Genomic DNA, 17497 nt, shown 5'->3' on the forward strand with positions numbered 1-17497 from the left:
AACCCGCAGAGCTTGATGTGGAAAGTACAGCATACATCCCGAGCGCGGCATGGAAAGCTCTCCCATACCAATTCAAGACGATGTTGCTTCAAGTAAGCGGCAGCACGGATCATTGAGGGAGCGTGGGGCTGTTGCACGAGGGTGTGGAAATTGAGTGCGAGCGGATGCGGGATCTGGTTATCCCGATATGCCGGCTTGAAAAGCTCTTTGAGGACTGCCTCTGGGCAGAAGGGCCGGCCTACATGGCCGGCGCCGACTGTGTGGTCTGGTCGGATATTCCCAACAACCGCATCCTGCAATGGGTCGAGGGTCTGGGCACTCGTCCACTGGTTTCCGTATCCAACTATGCCAATGGCAACACGATCGATCGGGAGGGCAGGCTGGTCAGTTGCGAGCATCAGAGCCGCTCTGTCGTTCGCCGGGAGCACAACGGATCGCGAACAGTGCTTGCGTCGCATTTCGAGGGCAAGCGGCTGAATTCCCCGAACGACATCGTTGTGCGGTCGGATGGATCGATCTGGTTCACGGATCCGACCTACGGCATCTTGACGGATTACGAAGGCGAGCGGGCCGAACCGGAGCAGGAAGGTTGCAATGTCTATCGTCTCGATCCGGAAACCGGCGAACTGCGCGCTGTTGTTCGCAGTATGGTCAAGCCGAACGGACTGGCCTTCTCTCCCGATGAGGATCGGCTCTATGTGTCTGATACCGGAGTTTCCCATCTGGACGGTGGCCCGCATCATATCCTGGCCTTCGATCTGAATGAGCAGGGGCTGCCGGAGAACGAGCGCGTATTTGCCGAGATCTCTCCTGGCGTTCCCGATGGTTTCCGAGTTGATGAATTCGGCAATATCTGGTCGAGTTCGGGAAATGGCGTTCAGGTTTTCTCGCCTGAAGGAGACTTTCTCGGACGTATCGCCGTTCCCGAAGCAGTCTCGAACCTGACTTTCGGCGGTCCGAAAAACAACCGTCTCTTCATCACAGCAACGACCTCGCTCTACGCCATCTATGTCGGTGTGCGGGGCGCAACCAGGAGAGAAGTTCTCTGAGGAACTGAAGTACTTTTAATTGGGAGGAAATCATGACTATCAGACGTTCCCTGATGCTTGCGACAGCCGTCCTTGCGCTGTCTGCCGCAGGCGTCCCGTCCGCAATTGCCGACACATCGGACAAGCGGATTGCACTGTCCAACAACTATGCCGGTAACAGCTGGCGCCAGGCCATGCTCAATTCCTGGGAAAAGAACGCCGATCAGGCGGTCAAGGACGGCGTGGTTGCCGCAGGTGATGCGTTCACCACGGCGGAAAACCAGGCGACCGAACAAGCGGCCCAGATCCAGAACCTGATCCTTCAGGGCTATGATGCAATCGTCATCAACGCTGCGTCGCCGACAGCGCTCAACGGCGCGGTCAAGGAAGCGTGTGACGCAGGCATCGTGGTCGTTTCGTTTGACGGTGTCGTCACCGAGCCCTGTGCCTGGCGCATTGCGGTCGATTTCAAGAAGATGGGCGAGATCCAGGTCGACTACCTAGCGGAACGGTTCCCGGACGGTGGAAATCTTCTGGAAATCCGCGGTCTTGCCGGTGTCTTCGTTGACGACGAAATTCACTCGGGCATCGAATCTGGTGTTGCCAACCACAACAAGTTCAATGTCGCCGGCTCGGTTCATGGCGAATGGACCCAGACCGTTGCCCAGAAGGCTGTCGCGGGGATCCTGCCAAGTCTGCCGGAAGTGGTTGCTGTCGTGACCCAGGGTGGAGATGGCTATGGTGCGGCCCAGGCGTTTGCAGCCGCCGGACGTCCGACACCGATCATCATCATGGGCAACCGGCATGACGAGCTGACATGGTGGAAGGAGCAAAAGGATGCCAACGGCTATGAAACCATGTCGGTTTCCATTGCGCCGGGTGTCTCGACGCTTGGCTTCTGGGTTGCGCAGCAGATCCTTGACGGCAAGGATGTTCCCAAGGATCTGATCGTGCCGTTCCTGCAAATCGATCAGGCGGACCTGGAAGAAGGGCTCGCCAACACCGAGGCAGGTGGGGTTTCCAACGTCGAGTATTCTCTCGACGATGCCAAGTCCTATCTCGACGGCGTCAAGTAAGGCGTTCCAGTACCGTCCGTTGACTTTCCGGGGGAGCGATGACAACGGAAATTATGCCTCCCTTGATTGCTCTCAAGGGAATTCGAAAAGTATTCGGGGCGGTACAGGCCCTCGCTGGTGTGGATCTTGAAATCCGCACCGGCGAATGCCTGGGGCTTGTGGGTCACAATGGGGCCGGCAAGTCGACCTTGATGAATATTCTTGCCGGAACGCTGACCGCAAGCGGCGGCGATCTTGAAGTGGCAGACACCAATCAGGGCAAGGGTTACTCGGTTCAAAGTGCAGGACATCTTGGCATCCGCTGCGTCTTTCAGGAACTGTCGCTGTGTCCGAACCTTTCTGTTGCCGAAAACACCAGGATCATTCATCCGGTGCTGAAAGGCTTCGGCTGGCGCAAGCGCGCCGGCATCCTGATCATGGATCAGTTGGACCTGATTTTTCCCGGACATGGAATTTCCAGCGGCGACATCATTGGCGATCTGTCAATCGCAAAGCGGCAGATGGTGGAAATTGCCCGTGCCTTTACGGTGACGGATACTGAGCTGCACCTCGTGATCCTCGATGAGCCGACCTCGTCGCTGGATGCCCAGGTCGCCGACCAGCTGCTGGCTCATATCCGGGACATTGCATCGCACGGAGTGAGTGTCATTCTGATTTCGCACCTGCTTGGCGAAATCCTCGAAGTCTCCAATACGATTGCGGTGATGAAAGACGGGCGCGTGGTTGACTTGCGTGCCGCTGATAATTTCGACCGGACCAGCCTAGTGGAAGCCATGGGCAGCACCGTGGTTGCCGAGGCAGCGCCGCGCCGGGATGCCGTTCCTGCAAGCGCCAAAGGTGAAGAGCGCGTCCACATGCGTCCACCCGGTCAGCCGGATGACCAGAGCATCAGGGCGCAGGCAGGTGAAGTGATCGGCTTTGCCGGTCTTGCCGGTCAGGGGCAGACGGCGGCGCTTCTGTCTGTCTATGACGGTCACGGAGTATTGCCCTCAACCGGGGGAGAGGCAGCCTGCTGTTTTGTTGCCGGTGACCGGCAGGTGGACGGTGTTTTGCCCCTTTGGTCGATCCGAAAGAATATCGGTATCAGTTCACTGAAGAGACTGCGCTCCGGGTTGCTGGTGCAGGGAGAGCGGGAGCAGGAACTTGCCGAAGCCTGGAAGGACCGGATCGGGATACGGGCGCCAGATGTCGAGGCGCCGATCCTGTCGCTCTCTGGCGGCAACCAGCAAAAGGTCCTTTTTGCTCGCGCGCTGGGCTCGGCGGCGGATATCGTGCTGATGGACGATCCCATGAGAGGGGTCGATGTCGGTACGAAAAACGAAGTCTACGCCATCATCCGGCAAGAAGCCTCCAGAGGACGAACCTTCCTTTGGTACACGACCGAAATGGAAGAGCTCGACTATTGCGATCGCGTTTATGTGTTCCGCGACGGGGTGATCGCCGAGACTCTTTCGGGCGACGACATCACGGAAGAAAAGCTGTTGCTTGCCTCTTTCAAACAGGTGGCCGAACCGGCATGACATATCTTCACTTCTTTACCTCGGCCCGGTTCTGGCGAGGGGTATTGCCCGCGCTGTCGCTGACCTTCGTTTTACTAGGCGTTTTCTGGCTGCAGCCACGCGCCATGAGCTATTTCGGCCTCAACCTTCTTTTCAATCTCGCGGTGCCGATTGCTCTTGCGACCATAGCCCAGATGTTTGTGATCGCCGTGAACGATCTGGATCTGTCGATCGGCAGCTTCGTGTCTCTAGTCGCTTGTATCGGGGCGACCTGGCTCAACGACACGCCATTGTTGGGAATCGCGGCTCTGGCGGGGTGTGTTCTGGTTTATGCCGCTCTTGGAGCATTGATCCATCTGCGGCAGTTGCCCAGCATTGTTGTCACGCTGGGCATGTCGTTTGTCTGGTCCGGCTGCGCGGTGCTCCTTCTGCCAACGCCCGGCGGAGCGGCGCCAGACTGGATCCGGGCCCTTGTTTCCTTCAAGCCGCCCTACGTGCCCATGCCTCTGATTGCAGCACTGGTTCTGGCTCTGGTTGTCTATTTCGGGCTGATGCGCACATCCTGGGGTGTCTTGATGCGCGGTGTCGGCGGCAATGAAAAGGCACTCACTCGGGCAGGCTGGTCGATCCTGAAACTGAAAATGGTCATGTATTCGCTAACCGCTCTGTTCGGCATATTCGCCGGGCTCACGCTGGTCGGTCTCGCGACGTCTGCAGATGCCAACATCGCGCTTCGTTACACGCTCCTGTCGATCGCCGGGGTCATTCTCGGCGGTGGCGAGTTCGTTGGAGGACGCGTGTCGCCGGTTGGCGCTGTGCTTGGTGCCATGACCCTGACCCTGACCGCCTCCTTCCTTTCATTTCTGCGGATCTCGCCGGACTGGCAGATCGGTGCTCAGGGAGCAATCCTGATCATCGTTCTGGCTCTGAGGGCTGTCGTCAATCGTCTGGAGAAACGCTGATGAAGGTGCTCGATACACTCACGCGCAATCGTCCGTGGAGCTGGTCTTTCCTGGCGGCGTTTCTGACCTGGGCCGTCACGGCGGCCTATATCAGTGGAAGCGGCGGTCTGGCGTTGGCATCGACCGCACTGTCCTTCGCGACTTTCTTCGTGATGGTCGGGATCGGGCAAATGTTCGTCATCACGCTCGGGCCGGGCAATGTCGATCTGTCCATCCCGTCGACAATCACGTTGTCGGCCGTGGTTGCCATGATGGTGATGGGCGGCGACAACGCCATGATTCTGCCGGGCTTTCTTGCGGCGGTTGTCGTTGGAGCGTTGGTTGGGCTGTTCAATTACGGCCTCATCCGTGTCCTCAGTATCCCTCCGATCATTGCGACCATGTCGTCCAGCTTTCTGGTGCAATCCAGCGCGATTGCCCTGGGTCGCGGGGTCAAGATCAAACCGCCGTCGGCTCTTGAATGGGTTTCGACCGCGAAAATCGCAGGGCTGCCGGTCCTGTCGCTTGGTGTTGTTTTATTTGCGCTCGGCATGGCCGTTCTGCTCAACCGCACGGTCTATGGCCGGTCGGTGACGGCTTTCGGGCAAAATGTTCGTGCTGCATGGCTTGCCGGTGTGCCCGTGGAACAAATTCGGTACCTGACCTACACGCTGTCCGCGGTGCTTGCGGCGGTCTGCGGGGTGTTTCTGGCCGGCTTCTCGGGCGGATCTTCGCTGAATATGGGCGAAGAGTATCTTCTTGCCTCAATTGCAGTCGTTGTGATCGGTGGATCGTCCATCGCGGGTGGCAATTCCAATGTGCCGGGCATTTACGGGTCGGCCCTGTTTCTCTTTTTGCTGGTGGCTATGCTCAACACCTTCGGGGCAGCCGCCGGCGTGCGCCTGATTCTGACGGGCCTGATCATCGTCGGTGTTGTCACCTTTGCCGGTGGGCGAAAGGAAAGCCGGTAGGCGTACGCAAAAAAACTCGTTCATTCCGCTTGCAGCGTCACGGGTCGTTTTTGAGTCGGAGGAGACATGAGATGTCACCTCCGGCATGCGCATGCACGCCTTTAAAAACCTCCTGAATTTCCCAGAAAAAACTGCTTCCCGCCACGACGCTTGAGCAGGGATGGCATGGCGGTCTTGTGCACCTTCCGGTGACTGTTCTGGACGCTTCAAGTGCATTAGTTGAAAACGTTATCAAAATAAAATCTGAAATTTTCCGCTTGATTCAAACTAACATGTCAGTTTATTAGATTTAGAAGTTGAAACGTTTCATTTTGGGAGGACGTTATGAAATTCATGGTTGGAACGTCAGCGCTTGCCTTGGTTGCCAGTGCGGTGTTTGGCGGCGCTGCGCAGGCTACGGATCAGGAGCTTGTCATCTTCAACTGGCTCGGCGGTTCCGAGCGCGAGATGATCGTGAAGCTGGAAGAGGGCTTTGAAGCCAAGTACCCGGAGATCGATGTCAAGGACATCAACCCGGCGGCCGGTGGTGACGATGCGCGGGGCGGAATCCGGACCGCGCTGTTGGCCGGCGAAAAATTCGACATACTGATCAACACTTGGCCGTCTCTGGAAAAGGAAATGGTCGACAATGGTCTGCTGCAGCCGCTGGATGGTGCATGGGAGCAGTATGGTTGGTCGAGCGCTCTCAGCGACAGCTGGAGGAACCTCAGCAATCACGACGGCAAGACCTATGGCGCCTATTTCATAGCGGGCAACAGATCCGGCCTTTGGCATCGCACAGATACGTTGAAAGGCGCCGGCATCGAGAGCGTGCCAACCGAGTGGGATGGTTTCCTGGCTTCGTTCGGGTCTTTGAGCGAGTCCGGAAAACTTCCTGTTTTCATCGGTGCGCGCAGCTGGGCCCAGACGGAATGGTTTGAAAATGCCCTCCTGAAGACGGCCGGCACGGACTTTGCCGGCAAATTGGCGCGCCACGAGGCAAAGTGGACCGACGAACCGGTCAAGGCCACCTTCCGCAACATGCGCGACATGCTCCAGGCCAATTGTTGCGCGGATGCGGAAACCATGCTGTCCACGCACTGGACCGATGCGGCAGATGCCGTTTTGAAGGACGGCAAGGCCGGCTACATGCTGATCGGTACCTGGGTGAACAGCCGCGCTTCCAACGAATATGCGCTGACGCCGGGCGACGATTACGACTTCGTCCAGTTCCCGACCATCGATCCGGCTCATGCCGACGCTATGAGTGTTGACGGCAAGAACCTTGTTGTCATGGAAAACGCCGCCAATCCGGAAGCTGCAGAGAAATTCATCGACTATGTCCTGAGCCCGGAAGGGTCGGCGATCATCGCCCAATATGGCCAGGCGACGCCGAGCGCGCACAGCGATCTGTCGGGATACGATCCTGTCGTCGCCAAATATGCGGCCCTGTTGCAGAGCTCGGACGTCTTCTTCGTGCTTGATGATCTGCTACCGGCGGAGTTGAGCGGCGAGTTCCGGGTCAGCTTGCAGAAGTTCCTGAAAGATCCTTCTGACGCCAACATTGACGCGATCACACAGGCTATCGAAGCCAAGGCCAACGAAGTCTACCGATAATGCTGCACGGGTCTCATTCCTCCTCTTCCCGGCAGACCCCGGCCAGCCCCTTCTCGGGGCTGGCCGCAAGGCTCCTGTCCGGGAAGCTCAGGAAATATGACTGGGTCGCGTTCGCCTTGCTGGCGCCAACCCTGTTCTTCTTTGCGGTGGGGGTTCTCTATCCGCTGCTCGATACGTTCCGGGTCAGTTTCCTGGACTGGACCGGATTGAGCCGTCCGAAGCCGGCGGGGCTGGAGAACTACATCAAGCTGTTTGCCGACCCGAACTTTCACAATGCACTCAGGGTCACGCTGACCTGGACGTTGTCCTGCACTTTCATATCCGTTGCCATCGGCTGGTCGTTCGCGTTGATGTCCGGGCTCGCGCCCAAGGCAACCGCTCCCTTCCGGATCGTCATATTTGCCGCCTATGGAATTTCGGAAACAGCCAGTGGCCTCATGTGGCTTGGCATTCTGCAGCCGGAATTCGGTCTCTTGAACGGCGTCCTTCGAGCCGTGGGACTTGAGAACTGGACCAATCCCTGGCTGGGAGATCCCGACACGGCCCTTTGGGGTGTCATTGCGGCCTATGTCTGGACGCAGGCCGGTCTGCCTCTGCTCACCTGCTTTGCCGCAATCCAGGCCATACCCCGCAGTCAGATCGAGGCGGCCTATGTCGATGGCGCCACCAATTGGCAGATCCTGCGCTACATCATGATGCCGCTCAGCCTGCCGGGCGTCAGTATCGCAATCTTCATCAATCTGCTGAACAGCCTCAAGGCTTTCGACATGATCCAGATCCTGACCGCCGGTGGCCCGATCCGCGCAACCGAGACCGTTGGCTACTTCATGTATCAGGAGACGGTTGTCTACTTCAAACAGGGCTACGGCGCCGCCAGCACCATCGTGCTGCTTCTGGCCATCATGGTCTGTTCGCTGCCCCTGATCCTCAAAAGGAGCTCGGAAGCCAGATGATCCGCAAGACCCCGACATGGCCTGTGTTCATCATGGGAGCAGTTGCGGCCCTCTGGCTGGTGCCGCTGGCCGGCATCGTGATGATGTCGATCCGCCCGGAAGTCGAGATCACGTCAGGCTGGTGGGTGCTCGATCCATTCACATTCACGCTTGATGCCTGGGTCGAGGTCTGGACGACCTATCCGCTCGGCAAGGCATTCGTGAACTCGCTTCTGATCGCGTTGTTTGCCACGATCCTGCCGGTACTGTTCGCTCCTGCGGCAGCCTATGCATTCCATTATCTGAAGTTCCCCTTCAGCAAGGTGCTGCTTCTGATTCTGGTCAACGCGTTCGTGGTTCCCAACCAGGTGGTGATCATTCCGCTGTTCAAGCTGTGGCGCGAACTGGGGCTGATCGACAGCTATCTTTCAGTGGTTATTCCGTTTGTCGGGTTGTCCTTTGCCTGGGCGGTTCTTCTGGTGAAGAACTTTCTGCGCAATTTCCCGAGATCGCTTATCGATGCGGCACAAGTCGATGGTTGCGGCCATTTGCGCACCTATTTCTACATCGTTCTGCCCAACTCGCTGACCGCGATGGCTGCAGTCGCGATCCTGCAGTTCATGTGGACCTGGAACGCTCTGCTGATCCCGATGCTGTTCCTCAGGGAAAACGCGACGCTGCCGGTACTCCTTTCCACGATTTCCGGCGCCTACGAGCCCAACTGGGATCAGCGCGCGGTGGCTACCATCATCACTTCGGTGCTGCCCCTGATCATTTTCCTGGTGTTCCAGAAGTATTTCTCGGCCGACGGCAAGAACCGTAGCGGCGCAAAAGGATAACAAGCATGCCGAAACAAGAGCCGGAAAATTTCCGCTTCCGACAGATCCATCTGGATTTTCACACCTCGGAACATATCGAGGGAGTCGGTGACGATTTCGATCCCGAACAATTCGTGCAGGTGCTCAAGGACGGGGCAGTTTCTTCAGTGACGCTGTTTGGACGTTGCCATCACGGCTGGGCCTACTATCCGACCGAGATCGGCAAGCCTCACCCGCATCTGAGCCGTCCGGATCTACTCGGCGACATGGTAAGGGCGTGCAGGAAATCCGACATTGAAACGCCGATCTACATGACTGTGCAATGGGACGAGTTGAGTGCGCGCGAACATCCGGAATGGCGGGTCATGCAGGCAGAAAACCGGGCGGCTAACTACCCCGGTACAGAAGCCAGTGCCATGAACCAGCTGACGCCGACCTGGCACACGCTTTGTCTGAACCACTCCGAATATGTCGATCATCTGATCGCCATGACGCGCGAGGTCTGTGAAGCCTATGCACCGCCGGCACTCTTCATGGATATTCTGGGGTCTTACGACTGCGTCTGTAACAGTTGCCTCCGGTCCATGCGCAAAGCAGGGCTCGATCCGCTGGTTGCCGCGGACCGGAAGGCCAACGACAAGGCCGTGTTGATGGCGTTCTTCGAGCGCTTTACCCGCGAAATCAACGGTGAATTTCCGGACGTACGGATCTTCTACAATTCAGGTCATATCTTCAAAGGACAGAAAGAGCGTTACCGGTTCTACGGCCAGCTTGAACTGGAAAGCCTGCCGACCGGTGGTTGGGGATACGATCACTTTCCGGCCTCGGCACGTTATGCGGACGGACTTGGATTGCCGATGCTCGGCATGACTGGACGTTTCCACACTCACTGGGGCGAGTTCGGTGGTTTCAAACGGCCTGAAGCCTTGATATTCGAGTGCTGCCAGATGATTGCAATGGGCGCACATTGCTCGATCGGCGATCAGCTGCACCCGCGTGGTTCCATGGATCCGGCTACTTATGACCTGATCCGCCCGGCCTATGAACGAGTGAGGCAGCTGGAGCCCTATGCGGTGGGGGCTGAATATGAGGCCGATGTCGCTCTGCTGTCGCTTGAGTCCCAGGAGGGTGGGCTGACCGCCCACCTTGGCCATCGGACGTCGGAAAGCGACACGGCTGCTGCCCGAACGATGCTGGAAATGCAGATCCCGTTTGACGTGATCGAAGGGGATACGGATCTGTCGAAGTACCGCCTGGTCGTGCTGCCGGATGACATCCGGCTGGACAACGACCTTGCCGTGAGGATTGAAGAGTATCTTGCAGGGGGCGGAGCCGTTCTGGCGACAGGACAGTCGGGACTGAACGCAGATGGCAATGCCCTGATGCTGGATATCGGAGCCTCGCTGGCACCGGATGTCGGCTTCGATCCCAGTTACCTGCGGGCCGAGCCGGACCTTGATCCGGACCTACCGGGCTCTTCCATCGTGATGTACGAACAGCCTCTCGGGCTTCGGGCTCACGACGCTGACGTGCTTGCGGCCGTTCGGCCCTCCTACTTCAATCGGAAATGGGACCGTTTCTGCTCACATCTGCATACGCCGGAAGATGCCACGGCCAAGGATATTGGCCCGGCGATCCTGCAAAAAGGTCAGCTCGTTCACTGCGCGTATCCACTTTTCAGGCTCTACGGTGCAACCGGGCAGGTGCTCTACAAATATCTGCTTCGCGGGATGATCAACCGGGTTTACGGCGAGCGGTTGATGGGGACCGACCTGCCGTCGGCGGCGCGGCTTTCCCTGATGAACCAGCCCGCCGAACACAGGCAGATCCTGCATGTTCTCTATGCTCCGACGCAGTTGCGGGGGGCGGGGATGAAATACAATGATGGTCAGACGCGTCCTGTCGAGATCATTGAGGACGCACCTGAAATCGATGGTGCAACTGCCTGGATCAAAACGGATGCCGCTCCGGCCAAAGTCACCTGTGCCTATACGGGGCAGGAGGTGCGATGGACGCATGACAGCGAACGTGGTCGTCTACTACTGTCGATTCCCAGATTTCATATTCATACCGCTCTCGTCATTCATGCGGAGCAACAGAAAGACAGTTTCAGATGAACCATCGCAGTCCGACCATTCTGGATGTTGCAAAGAAGGCTGATGTCGCCGTCGGCACTGTCTCCCGTTTCCTGAATGGCCGGAACATTCGAAAGTCCAATCGTGACCGGATCGAAGCTGCGATCTCCGAGCTTGGGTTCCGGGCAAACATTGTCGCCCGGGCAATGAAAACCGAACGGACGAAGTCAATCGGACTGCTGGTGCCGGTCTTTGATGAATTCAATTCGGCGATCCTGTCCGTTCTTGTCGATGAACTTCAAGCGAACGGTTATTCCCTGCTGACCTTTCACCATGGCCATCAGGCCAAGGCGATGATTGAGGCGCTGGAGGCCGCCGCGTCCCGTCGGATCGACGCCCTGCTCCTGTCGGCGACGGAAGGCATTCAGACCGAAGTCGAACGGCAGGTGGCCGGGGACCTGCCAATTACTCTGTTCAACAACGACCTGCCAGAGGTTGCCGCCGACAGGGTTCTGGTCAATGACCGGGCAGGAACCGCTCAGGCGGTGCGTCGGATGGTTGAGTTCGGGCATGAGCGGATCGGCTTTGTCAGTGGTGACCTGTTTGAATCAACCGCACGCAATCGCCTTGACGGTTACCTTGATACGATGCGTAAGCTGGGCCTTCCCATTGACGAAGAGCTGATCTGGAAACAGGACTGGAGCCGCAGCAACGGTCATGTCGCGACCCGCGCGTTTTGTGAAATGACCAACCCGCCAACGGCCATATTTTACAGCAGCTACATTCTGGCAACCGGCGGACTTGAATTCATGCGCGGTGCGTCGCTGGTGCCGGGCAAGGATATGCACGTCGTCTCCTTCGATGACCCCGACTACTTCTCCTTGCTGACGCCCGGCATTACCGCCGTGGCGCAGCCCGTCAAGGCAGTGGCTCAATCCCTTGCTGAATTGACGATCAGCAGGTTGGAAAACGACATAGACGCCCCGCGGACCGTGACACTGGATTGCGATTTCAAACTGCGCGGATCGCTTGGACTGAAGAAAGACTGAACCGGAAATGAAACTTGTCAGCTACAACATTCGATACGGTGTAGGTATCGACGATCAACTGGACCTACCTCGCATTGCACGCGAACTGGAAGGCGCCGACATCATCGGCCTGCAGGAGGTGGACCGCTTTTTCAAGCGGGGTGGCGAGGTGGATCAGGCAGCTGAAATTGCAACGCTGCTCGGAGATTATCACTGGGTTTACGGAGCGGGCCAGGACACTGACGGGAGCTATCGAGACGCCGATGGCCGGCTTGTCAATCGCCGCCGCCAGCATGGCGAGATGATCCTGTCGCGCTATCCGATCCTTTCCACCCGCACATACCCGTTGCCGAAAATGGGGTCGATCACCCGCCACGCCGTGCAGGCGGCGTTGCTGGAAGCGGTGATTGACGCGCCGGGTGGGGCGATCCGTGTCTACAACACCCATCTCTTCTACTGGTCCCCGGACTTTGCCGTCACACAGGCTCACTTCGTCCGTGATCGCATCCTGGCAGCGCCTGGAGAGGGCGGTGCCTGGTGCGGTGATCCGGAGTTGATCGATGCGCATTGGCAGAACGATGCTCCGGTGCCGCCGATGCCACGCGATGTGATCCTGATGGGGGACCTGAACAGCAACGTCGAAACTCCGGTCTACGAGACGTTTGTCGGGCCGAAGTCGATGGAGGGTGGCCGGGTGCAGACGATCGACGGGTTTGTCGATCCGTGGGTCTGGCTTGGCAATGAGGAAACGTCCGGCAGAACGTCGCATTTTTCCGATGACAGGATCGACCACATTCTGGTTGGCGCGTCACTCCGCCATCGCATCCGCAGCATGCATATCGATGAAAACGCCCGTGGCTCCGACCATCTGCCGGTCTGGGTCGAGCTTGGCGAATAGGACAGGGACGAACAATCATGGCACGCGTAGCGTTGAACAAAATCGTCAAGGCCTATGGCAAGGTCGAGGTCGTGCATGGCATCGACATTGACATTGCGGACAAGGAGTTCGTTGTTCTGGTCGGTCCTTCAGGCTGCGGAAAATCCACCACACTGCGCATGATCGCAGGCCTTGAGGAAATCAGTGGCGGTACCCTGTCCATTGGCGACAGGGTGGTGAATGACCTTCCGCCGCGAGATCGCAACATTGCGATGGTGTTTCAGGACTATGCGCTTTATCCGCATATGAGCGTCGCTGGCAATCTCGGGTTCAGCCTCAAGATATCCGGGACGCCGAAGGCTGAAATCGACCGGCGCGTTGCCGATGCTGCCGACATCCTGGGACTGACGGATTATCTTGGCCGCAAACCCGGTCAGCTTTCAGGCGGTCAACGCCAGCGCGTGGCAATGGGCCGTGCGATCGTTCGACATCCCGATGTCTATCTGTTCGATGAACCGCTTTCCAACCTGGATGCCAAGCTGCGGACGCAGATGCGCATCGAGATCAAGAAACTGCACCAGCGTGTCGGCAACACCATCGTCTATGTCACGCATGATCAGATCGAGGCTATGACCCTTGCGGACCGGATCGTCATCATGAAGGACGGGCACATCGAGCAGATAGGGACCCCGCGGGACGTTTTCGAAAATCCGGTGAACACCTTTGTCGCGACCTTTATCGGTTCACCGCCGATGAACCTGATCAATACCGAAGTCGAGAGCAGGGAGGGCGCACCGGTCCTGACACTTCCAGGCGGCGCGCAGATCTCGGTGCCGAAACGGCTCGTCGGCAAGTTGCCACAAAACAGGGATTTGAAGCTTGGGATTCGGCCCGACGCAATTTCTCCTGCAGGCCATGGATTGCCGGTCGAGGGGGAAAGCGCTTCCCTTTCCATGCCGGTCATGTTGTCGGAAGACCTGGGTGCGGAGGCCGCGCTGTTCGCCGATCTCGGCGGTGGGCAGGTGCAGTCCGTGATGTTCAATCCCCGCCCGGTGTCCTCCGGTGAAAAGCTGGAGTTTCATATCTCGCTCGAGAAATGCCATCTCTTCGACGGGCAGAGCGGTCTCAACCTGGCCGCATAACTGCGTCGAACTCCGGCACCTGACAGGTGATGGCCCGGCTTGCAGGTTGGCCATCATCTGTCCTGTGTCGCTCTCAAGAAGAACGTGTCATTCCTGCCGAGACGCGGTCCCTCAACCCTCTCCAGGCAGCCATTGTTGCCTCAATCCCTGCCAGTCCGGCGACCAGGATCAGCAACGCAAAAGATCCTGTTTCCACGATCATCCATCCGGCGATCAGAGGAAATCCGAATATTCCCACGAAGTAGCTCAAGGCAAAGAACTGCAAGGTTTGCGGTATCAAGGATTCGTCTGCGTCGTTGGCAGCCATGGCGGCAAGTATCGGATAGCTGACGCCGTAACCGATGCCGAAGAGGAATGCGACCAGCAGATAAAGCTGATCATCGTTGCCGGTACCAAGAAACAGGACAACGGACGCGAACATCACATACTGCAAGGCAGCGATTGTCAGGTAGGGACTGTTTCCTCCCCTGAAGCGTGCCAGCGCGAGGCGAAACAAGACCACCGTCAGCGTGTAGGCGAGAAAGTAGTCTGCATAATCAAGCCCGCGTTCATCGGCAAACACCGTCTGGAAATTGTTCATACCGGCGAAGACACTCGCCCCCAGACAGACCATCACGACGGGAAGTCGTGCAGGTGACCGCATGATTGCTGCCACCGCGCTCAACGACAGGCTGGAACGCGTTTCATTGCCTGCCGCTTGTGAATGCCGGTGAACGGGAGCGACCAGAGCGAAAAACATCAGCGCGGCAATCAGGCACAGGGCTCCTGTCAGGTAAAAGGCGTCATTCACCGTGAAAGAGGCGTTTTCCAGCACGGAGGCGAGAACCGGAGACAAGCCGAATCCGGCCATTACTGCGACCGAAAGCAGGGCGAAAAATCGCACGCGCTCTTCGCTGGGCACAAGGCGGGTCAATACGATCGGGGCAAGAGCATAGGTCAGGCCCCACCCGGCCCCGAGTGAGATGCTCGCCAGAACAAGCAGAGCGCCGACACTTTCGGCCAGTCCATATGAAGTGAGGGAGATCGCAATGAGCAGGCAGGCGATCCCCAACGTGCGCACCCGGCCAAGCCGGTCAGAGAGATGTCCTGCGTAATACACCGTCAGCAAGGTTGAAATCGCCGTGACGAACAGCATGAGGCCGACCACCTTTTCGTCGGCCGAAAGGCCTTCGAACAATCGCGGCAACATGAAGGTAAGCCCATAGGCTCCGGCCTGCAGGAAATTGGCAAGGTAGAACAAGAACAACGTGGTTGAACGCGACATGCATGAAGTCCTTTGACAGGGCTGGTTTCCGCCCTTGTGATCGGTCGACTACGCTTGTCACGATTTTGGTTGTTCATTAATGTCCAAAAATCGGAAAAATGACCATACCAAATTATGAAGCTCACATCCTGGCTGGCATTCTCAATCGATCGAACCTCAAAGACACCGATTTTTGAGCAGATCTGTAGGTTCATTCGCGAGCAGGCAATCTCGGGCGAGTTGCCTGAAGGCACCAGATTGCCGCCAACCAGAATGTTTGCGACCGAGCTCGGGGTCTCCCGGTCCACTGTGATTACCGCCTACGAGCAACTTGAGGCTGAGGGTTATCTGCAAGGTCTTCGAGGGTCTGGCTACACGGTTTGCGCTATGGGCCAGGTCGAGCTGCAAGAGCAAAGGGCGCGCAAACCTTCTGCAACCTCCGAAATGCAGGCCGACCTTGCGAGACCTTTTGAAATCAGTCAGGCGGATCTGCGGCTGTTTCCGCATCGGCAATGGGCGACGACCGTGAAGCGGGTCTGTAGAACCGGCCCACAATCCATGTTGACTGGCGGCGCGCTGTTCGGGAGCTTGGAGCTGCGAGAAGCGATTGCGGATCATGTTTCAGAATGGAGAGGCGTAGATGCCTCGGCGCATCAGGTCATCGTAACCGCAGGATCGACGGACGCGCTCGAAACCTGTGTTCGCACAATGTGCGAAACCGGAGATACCATCGGGTTGGAAGAACCGGGATATCTTCCGGTTCGCCGATTTGCCCAAGACTATGGGTTGAAACCGTGTTTTCTGGCCATAGACGGGAGCGGCGCGGAGCTCCCGGCCTCACGTAACAAGCCTCGGTTGGTCGTTTTGACACCTTCGCAGCAATTTCCTTTAGGCGGTGCCATGGCGCCCAGCCGACGACTGGAATTCATCAACTGGGCAAAGGAAAACAACGCGTGGCTCGTCGAAGATGACTATGACAGCGAGTTTCGGTATTCGGGGCGTCCGATCCCGGCAATGGCGGGGTTCGATCGCCTGAAGCGGACAATCTACATCGGTAGTTTCTCAAAGATCTTTTCCAGTTCGCTGCGGCTCGGTTACATGATTGTACCGGAAAGCCTGGTGGAGCAATTTCACTCAGCCATGAAGCAGACCGGCGTAAAAGCCAGCTACATGCCGCAACCCGCGTTGGCGGAGTTCATGAAATCCGGTGAGTTTCATCGGCATTTGCGCCGTGTCCGACGCATTTACGGGGAGCGGCGGAAATTTCTGCTGAACCGGCTCGAGCGGGATTTTTCGGAAATTGGATGGTTCAAGGACCATCAGGCGGGCATGCAGGTTGTATTGCATTTGAGCAGCCGGTTTGAAGACTTTCGTATTTCCCGGGGTGCGGCTGAAAAAGGCATGTCGGTGCAACCTCTGTCACATTATTCGATCGGGGAGGTGCGTCACAACGGGCTGATTTTGGGATTTTGCAGGAGCACTGAAGAAGAATTGGGACGGGCGCTGGACTTGCTTCTTTCATGTGTTTCGGAGGCCTAGAGCGACAAAGCAATCCCAGCGGAAAGATTGCCTGGAAACAACGTAGTCCGGGTCGATGCCTGTGAGTTTCTAGCTTCTGGGCAGAGCTCCATAGAGGAATATTCTGACGATTTCCTGCACATGCGTCTTTCGCAGTTCCGGGGTCATGCCGCTGTCACCGGTCATGAGTGCACGTGTCTGATAATCCCCCTTCAGCATTTCGATGAACATTCTCGCCGCCGTCCCGGTGTCCTGCAGTTCAAGGTCGCCGCGTCGGACGCGTTCATCGAGATAGGTCTTGAATCTTTCATAAAGAACTGCCGGTCCGGCCTGGTATGCCGCCTTGCCCAGGTCCTGCCGTTCCGTAGCGACAGCGATGAACTGGCGCATTGTGGTGACCACGATCGGGCTCAGCATATTGGTGAGAAAGGTCTCTCCCATCCGTTCCAGTTCGGATTGAACGTCGTCGGTGAATTCAGTTTCCTTCGGCACCTGACTTCCCGTGACGATCGTCGAAATCAGGTCGTGCATGACCGCGTCGAACAGACCCTGTTTGTCCTTGAAGAAATCGTAGATGTCACGCCTGGAGCCGCCGGTCTGGGAAAGGATCGCTTCCAGAGACGTTTTTGAGTAGCCGCGCTCGGAGAAGAGTTTCTTTGCGACATCAATGATTTGCTGGCGTCTTTCTTCTGGTACGCGCCGTTGGGATGCTGCCATCACAGACCACCGTCTCCAAATGGATGTTGACTTGGT

At 57.6% G+C, this 17497-nt stretch carries 15 protein-coding genes; 13 read left to right on the plus strand and 2 right to left on the minus strand.

The features are described 5' to 3' along the window. The first annotated feature begins 164 nt into the window (after positions 1 to 164). From ABLO27_RS19960 to ABLO27_RS20015, 12 genes are all read left to right on the plus strand, one after another. Complete coding sequence (locus tag ABLO27_RS19960; RefSeq protein WP_353036045.1) at positions 165 to 1049, plus strand: SMP-30/gluconolactonase/LRE family protein; 885 nt, start codon at positions 165 to 167, stop codon at positions 1047 to 1049. A gap of 32 nt (positions 1050 to 1081) precedes the next feature. After that, positions 1082 to 2104 carry an ABC transporter substrate-binding protein gene (locus ABLO27_RS19965; RefSeq protein WP_352942493.1) on the plus strand — a complete coding sequence of 341 codons (1023 nt, stop codon included), beginning with the start codon at positions 1082 to 1084 and terminating at the stop codon, positions 2102 to 2104. Positions 2105 to 2142: 38 nt separating this feature from the next. Then, entirely contained in the window at positions 2143 to 3624 is a 1482-nt protein-coding gene (locus ABLO27_RS19970) for a sugar ABC transporter ATP-binding protein (protein WP_353035108.1), read from the plus strand. Beyond that, a complete protein-coding gene (locus ABLO27_RS19975; RefSeq protein ID WP_353035109.1) occupies positions 3621 to 4565 on the plus strand; it encodes an ABC transporter permease in 945 nt (314 codons plus the stop codon). The genes ABLO27_RS19970 and ABLO27_RS19975 overlap by 4 nt, the downstream gene beginning before the upstream one ends. Then, on the plus strand, positions 4565 to 5515 hold the full coding sequence (locus ABLO27_RS19980) for an ABC transporter permease (RefSeq protein ID WP_353035111.1): 951 nt from the start codon (positions 4565 to 4567) through the stop codon (positions 5513 to 5515). Before ABLO27_RS19975 ends, ABLO27_RS19980 begins: the two co-directional genes overlap by 1 nt. A 324-nt stretch (positions 5516 to 5839) precedes the next feature. Then, entirely contained in the window at positions 5840 to 7111 is a 1272-nt protein-coding gene (locus ABLO27_RS19985; RefSeq protein ID WP_353035113.1) for an ABC transporter substrate-binding protein, read from the plus strand. After that, on the plus strand, positions 7111 to 8064 hold the full coding sequence (locus tag ABLO27_RS19990; protein ID WP_353035115.1) for a carbohydrate ABC transporter permease: 954 nt from the start codon (positions 7111 to 7113) through the stop codon (positions 8062 to 8064). Before ABLO27_RS19985 ends, ABLO27_RS19990 begins: the two co-directional genes overlap by 1 nt. Continuing rightward, positions 8061 to 8882 (plus strand): carbohydrate ABC transporter permease, encoded by an 822-nt coding sequence (locus tag ABLO27_RS19995; RefSeq protein WP_353035117.1) that lies wholly within the window; start codon positions 8061 to 8063, stop codon positions 8880 to 8882. The genes ABLO27_RS19990 and ABLO27_RS19995 overlap by 4 nt, the downstream gene beginning before the upstream one ends. Positions 8883 to 8887: 5 nt before the next feature. Next, positions 8888 to 10978, plus strand: a complete 2091-nt coding sequence (locus ABLO27_RS20000) for an alpha-amylase family protein (RefSeq protein WP_353035118.1) — start codon at positions 8888 to 8890, stop codon at positions 10976 to 10978. Next, positions 10975 to 11985: a LacI family DNA-binding transcriptional regulator gene (locus ABLO27_RS20005; RefSeq protein ID WP_353035120.1), complete on the plus strand. Its 1011-nt coding sequence runs from the start codon at positions 10975 to 10977 to the stop codon at positions 11983 to 11985. Before ABLO27_RS20000 ends, ABLO27_RS20005 begins: the two co-directional genes overlap by 4 nt. A gap of 7 nt (positions 11986 to 11992) precedes the next feature. Continuing rightward, on the plus strand, positions 11993 to 12862 hold the full coding sequence (locus ABLO27_RS20010; RefSeq protein WP_353035122.1) for an endonuclease/exonuclease/phosphatase family protein: 870 nt from the start codon (positions 11993 to 11995) through the stop codon (positions 12860 to 12862). 17 nt (positions 12863 to 12879) lie between these two features. Next, the gene (locus ABLO27_RS20015; RefSeq protein WP_353035124.1) at positions 12880 to 13983 is read left to right on the plus strand and encodes an ABC transporter ATP-binding protein; all 1104 of its coding nucleotides are present in this window, start codon (positions 12880 to 12882) and stop codon (positions 13981 to 13983) included. Positions 13984 to 14056: 73 nt separating this feature from the next. Here the strand turns inward: ABLO27_RS20015 and ABLO27_RS20020 are convergent, their stop codons facing one another. Then, the gene (locus tag ABLO27_RS20020) at positions 14057 to 15247 is read right to left on the minus strand and encodes an MFS transporter (RefSeq protein WP_353035125.1); all 1191 of its coding nucleotides are present in this window, start codon (positions 15245 to 15247) and stop codon (positions 14057 to 14059) included. 114 nt (positions 15248 to 15361) lie between these two features. On the opposite strand from ABLO27_RS20020, the gene ABLO27_RS20025 reads away from it, so the two are divergent. Continuing rightward, positions 15362 to 16765: a PLP-dependent aminotransferase family protein gene (locus ABLO27_RS20025; protein WP_353035126.1), complete on the plus strand. Its 1404-nt coding sequence runs from the start codon at positions 15362 to 15364 to the stop codon at positions 16763 to 16765. Between the two features lie 69 nt (positions 16766 to 16834). Here ABLO27_RS20025 and ABLO27_RS20030 read toward each other — a convergent pair whose 3' ends face one another. After that, entirely contained in the window at positions 16835 to 17461 is a 627-nt protein-coding gene (locus tag ABLO27_RS20030; RefSeq protein ID WP_353035128.1) for a TetR/AcrR family transcriptional regulator, read from the minus strand. Positions 17462 to 17497 lie beyond the last annotated feature (36 nt).

Origin of the sequence: Roseibium sp. SCP15, assembly GCF_040329435.1 — a bacterium.
Lineage (GTDB): Bacteria > Pseudomonadota > Alphaproteobacteria > Rhizobiales > Stappiaceae > Roseibium.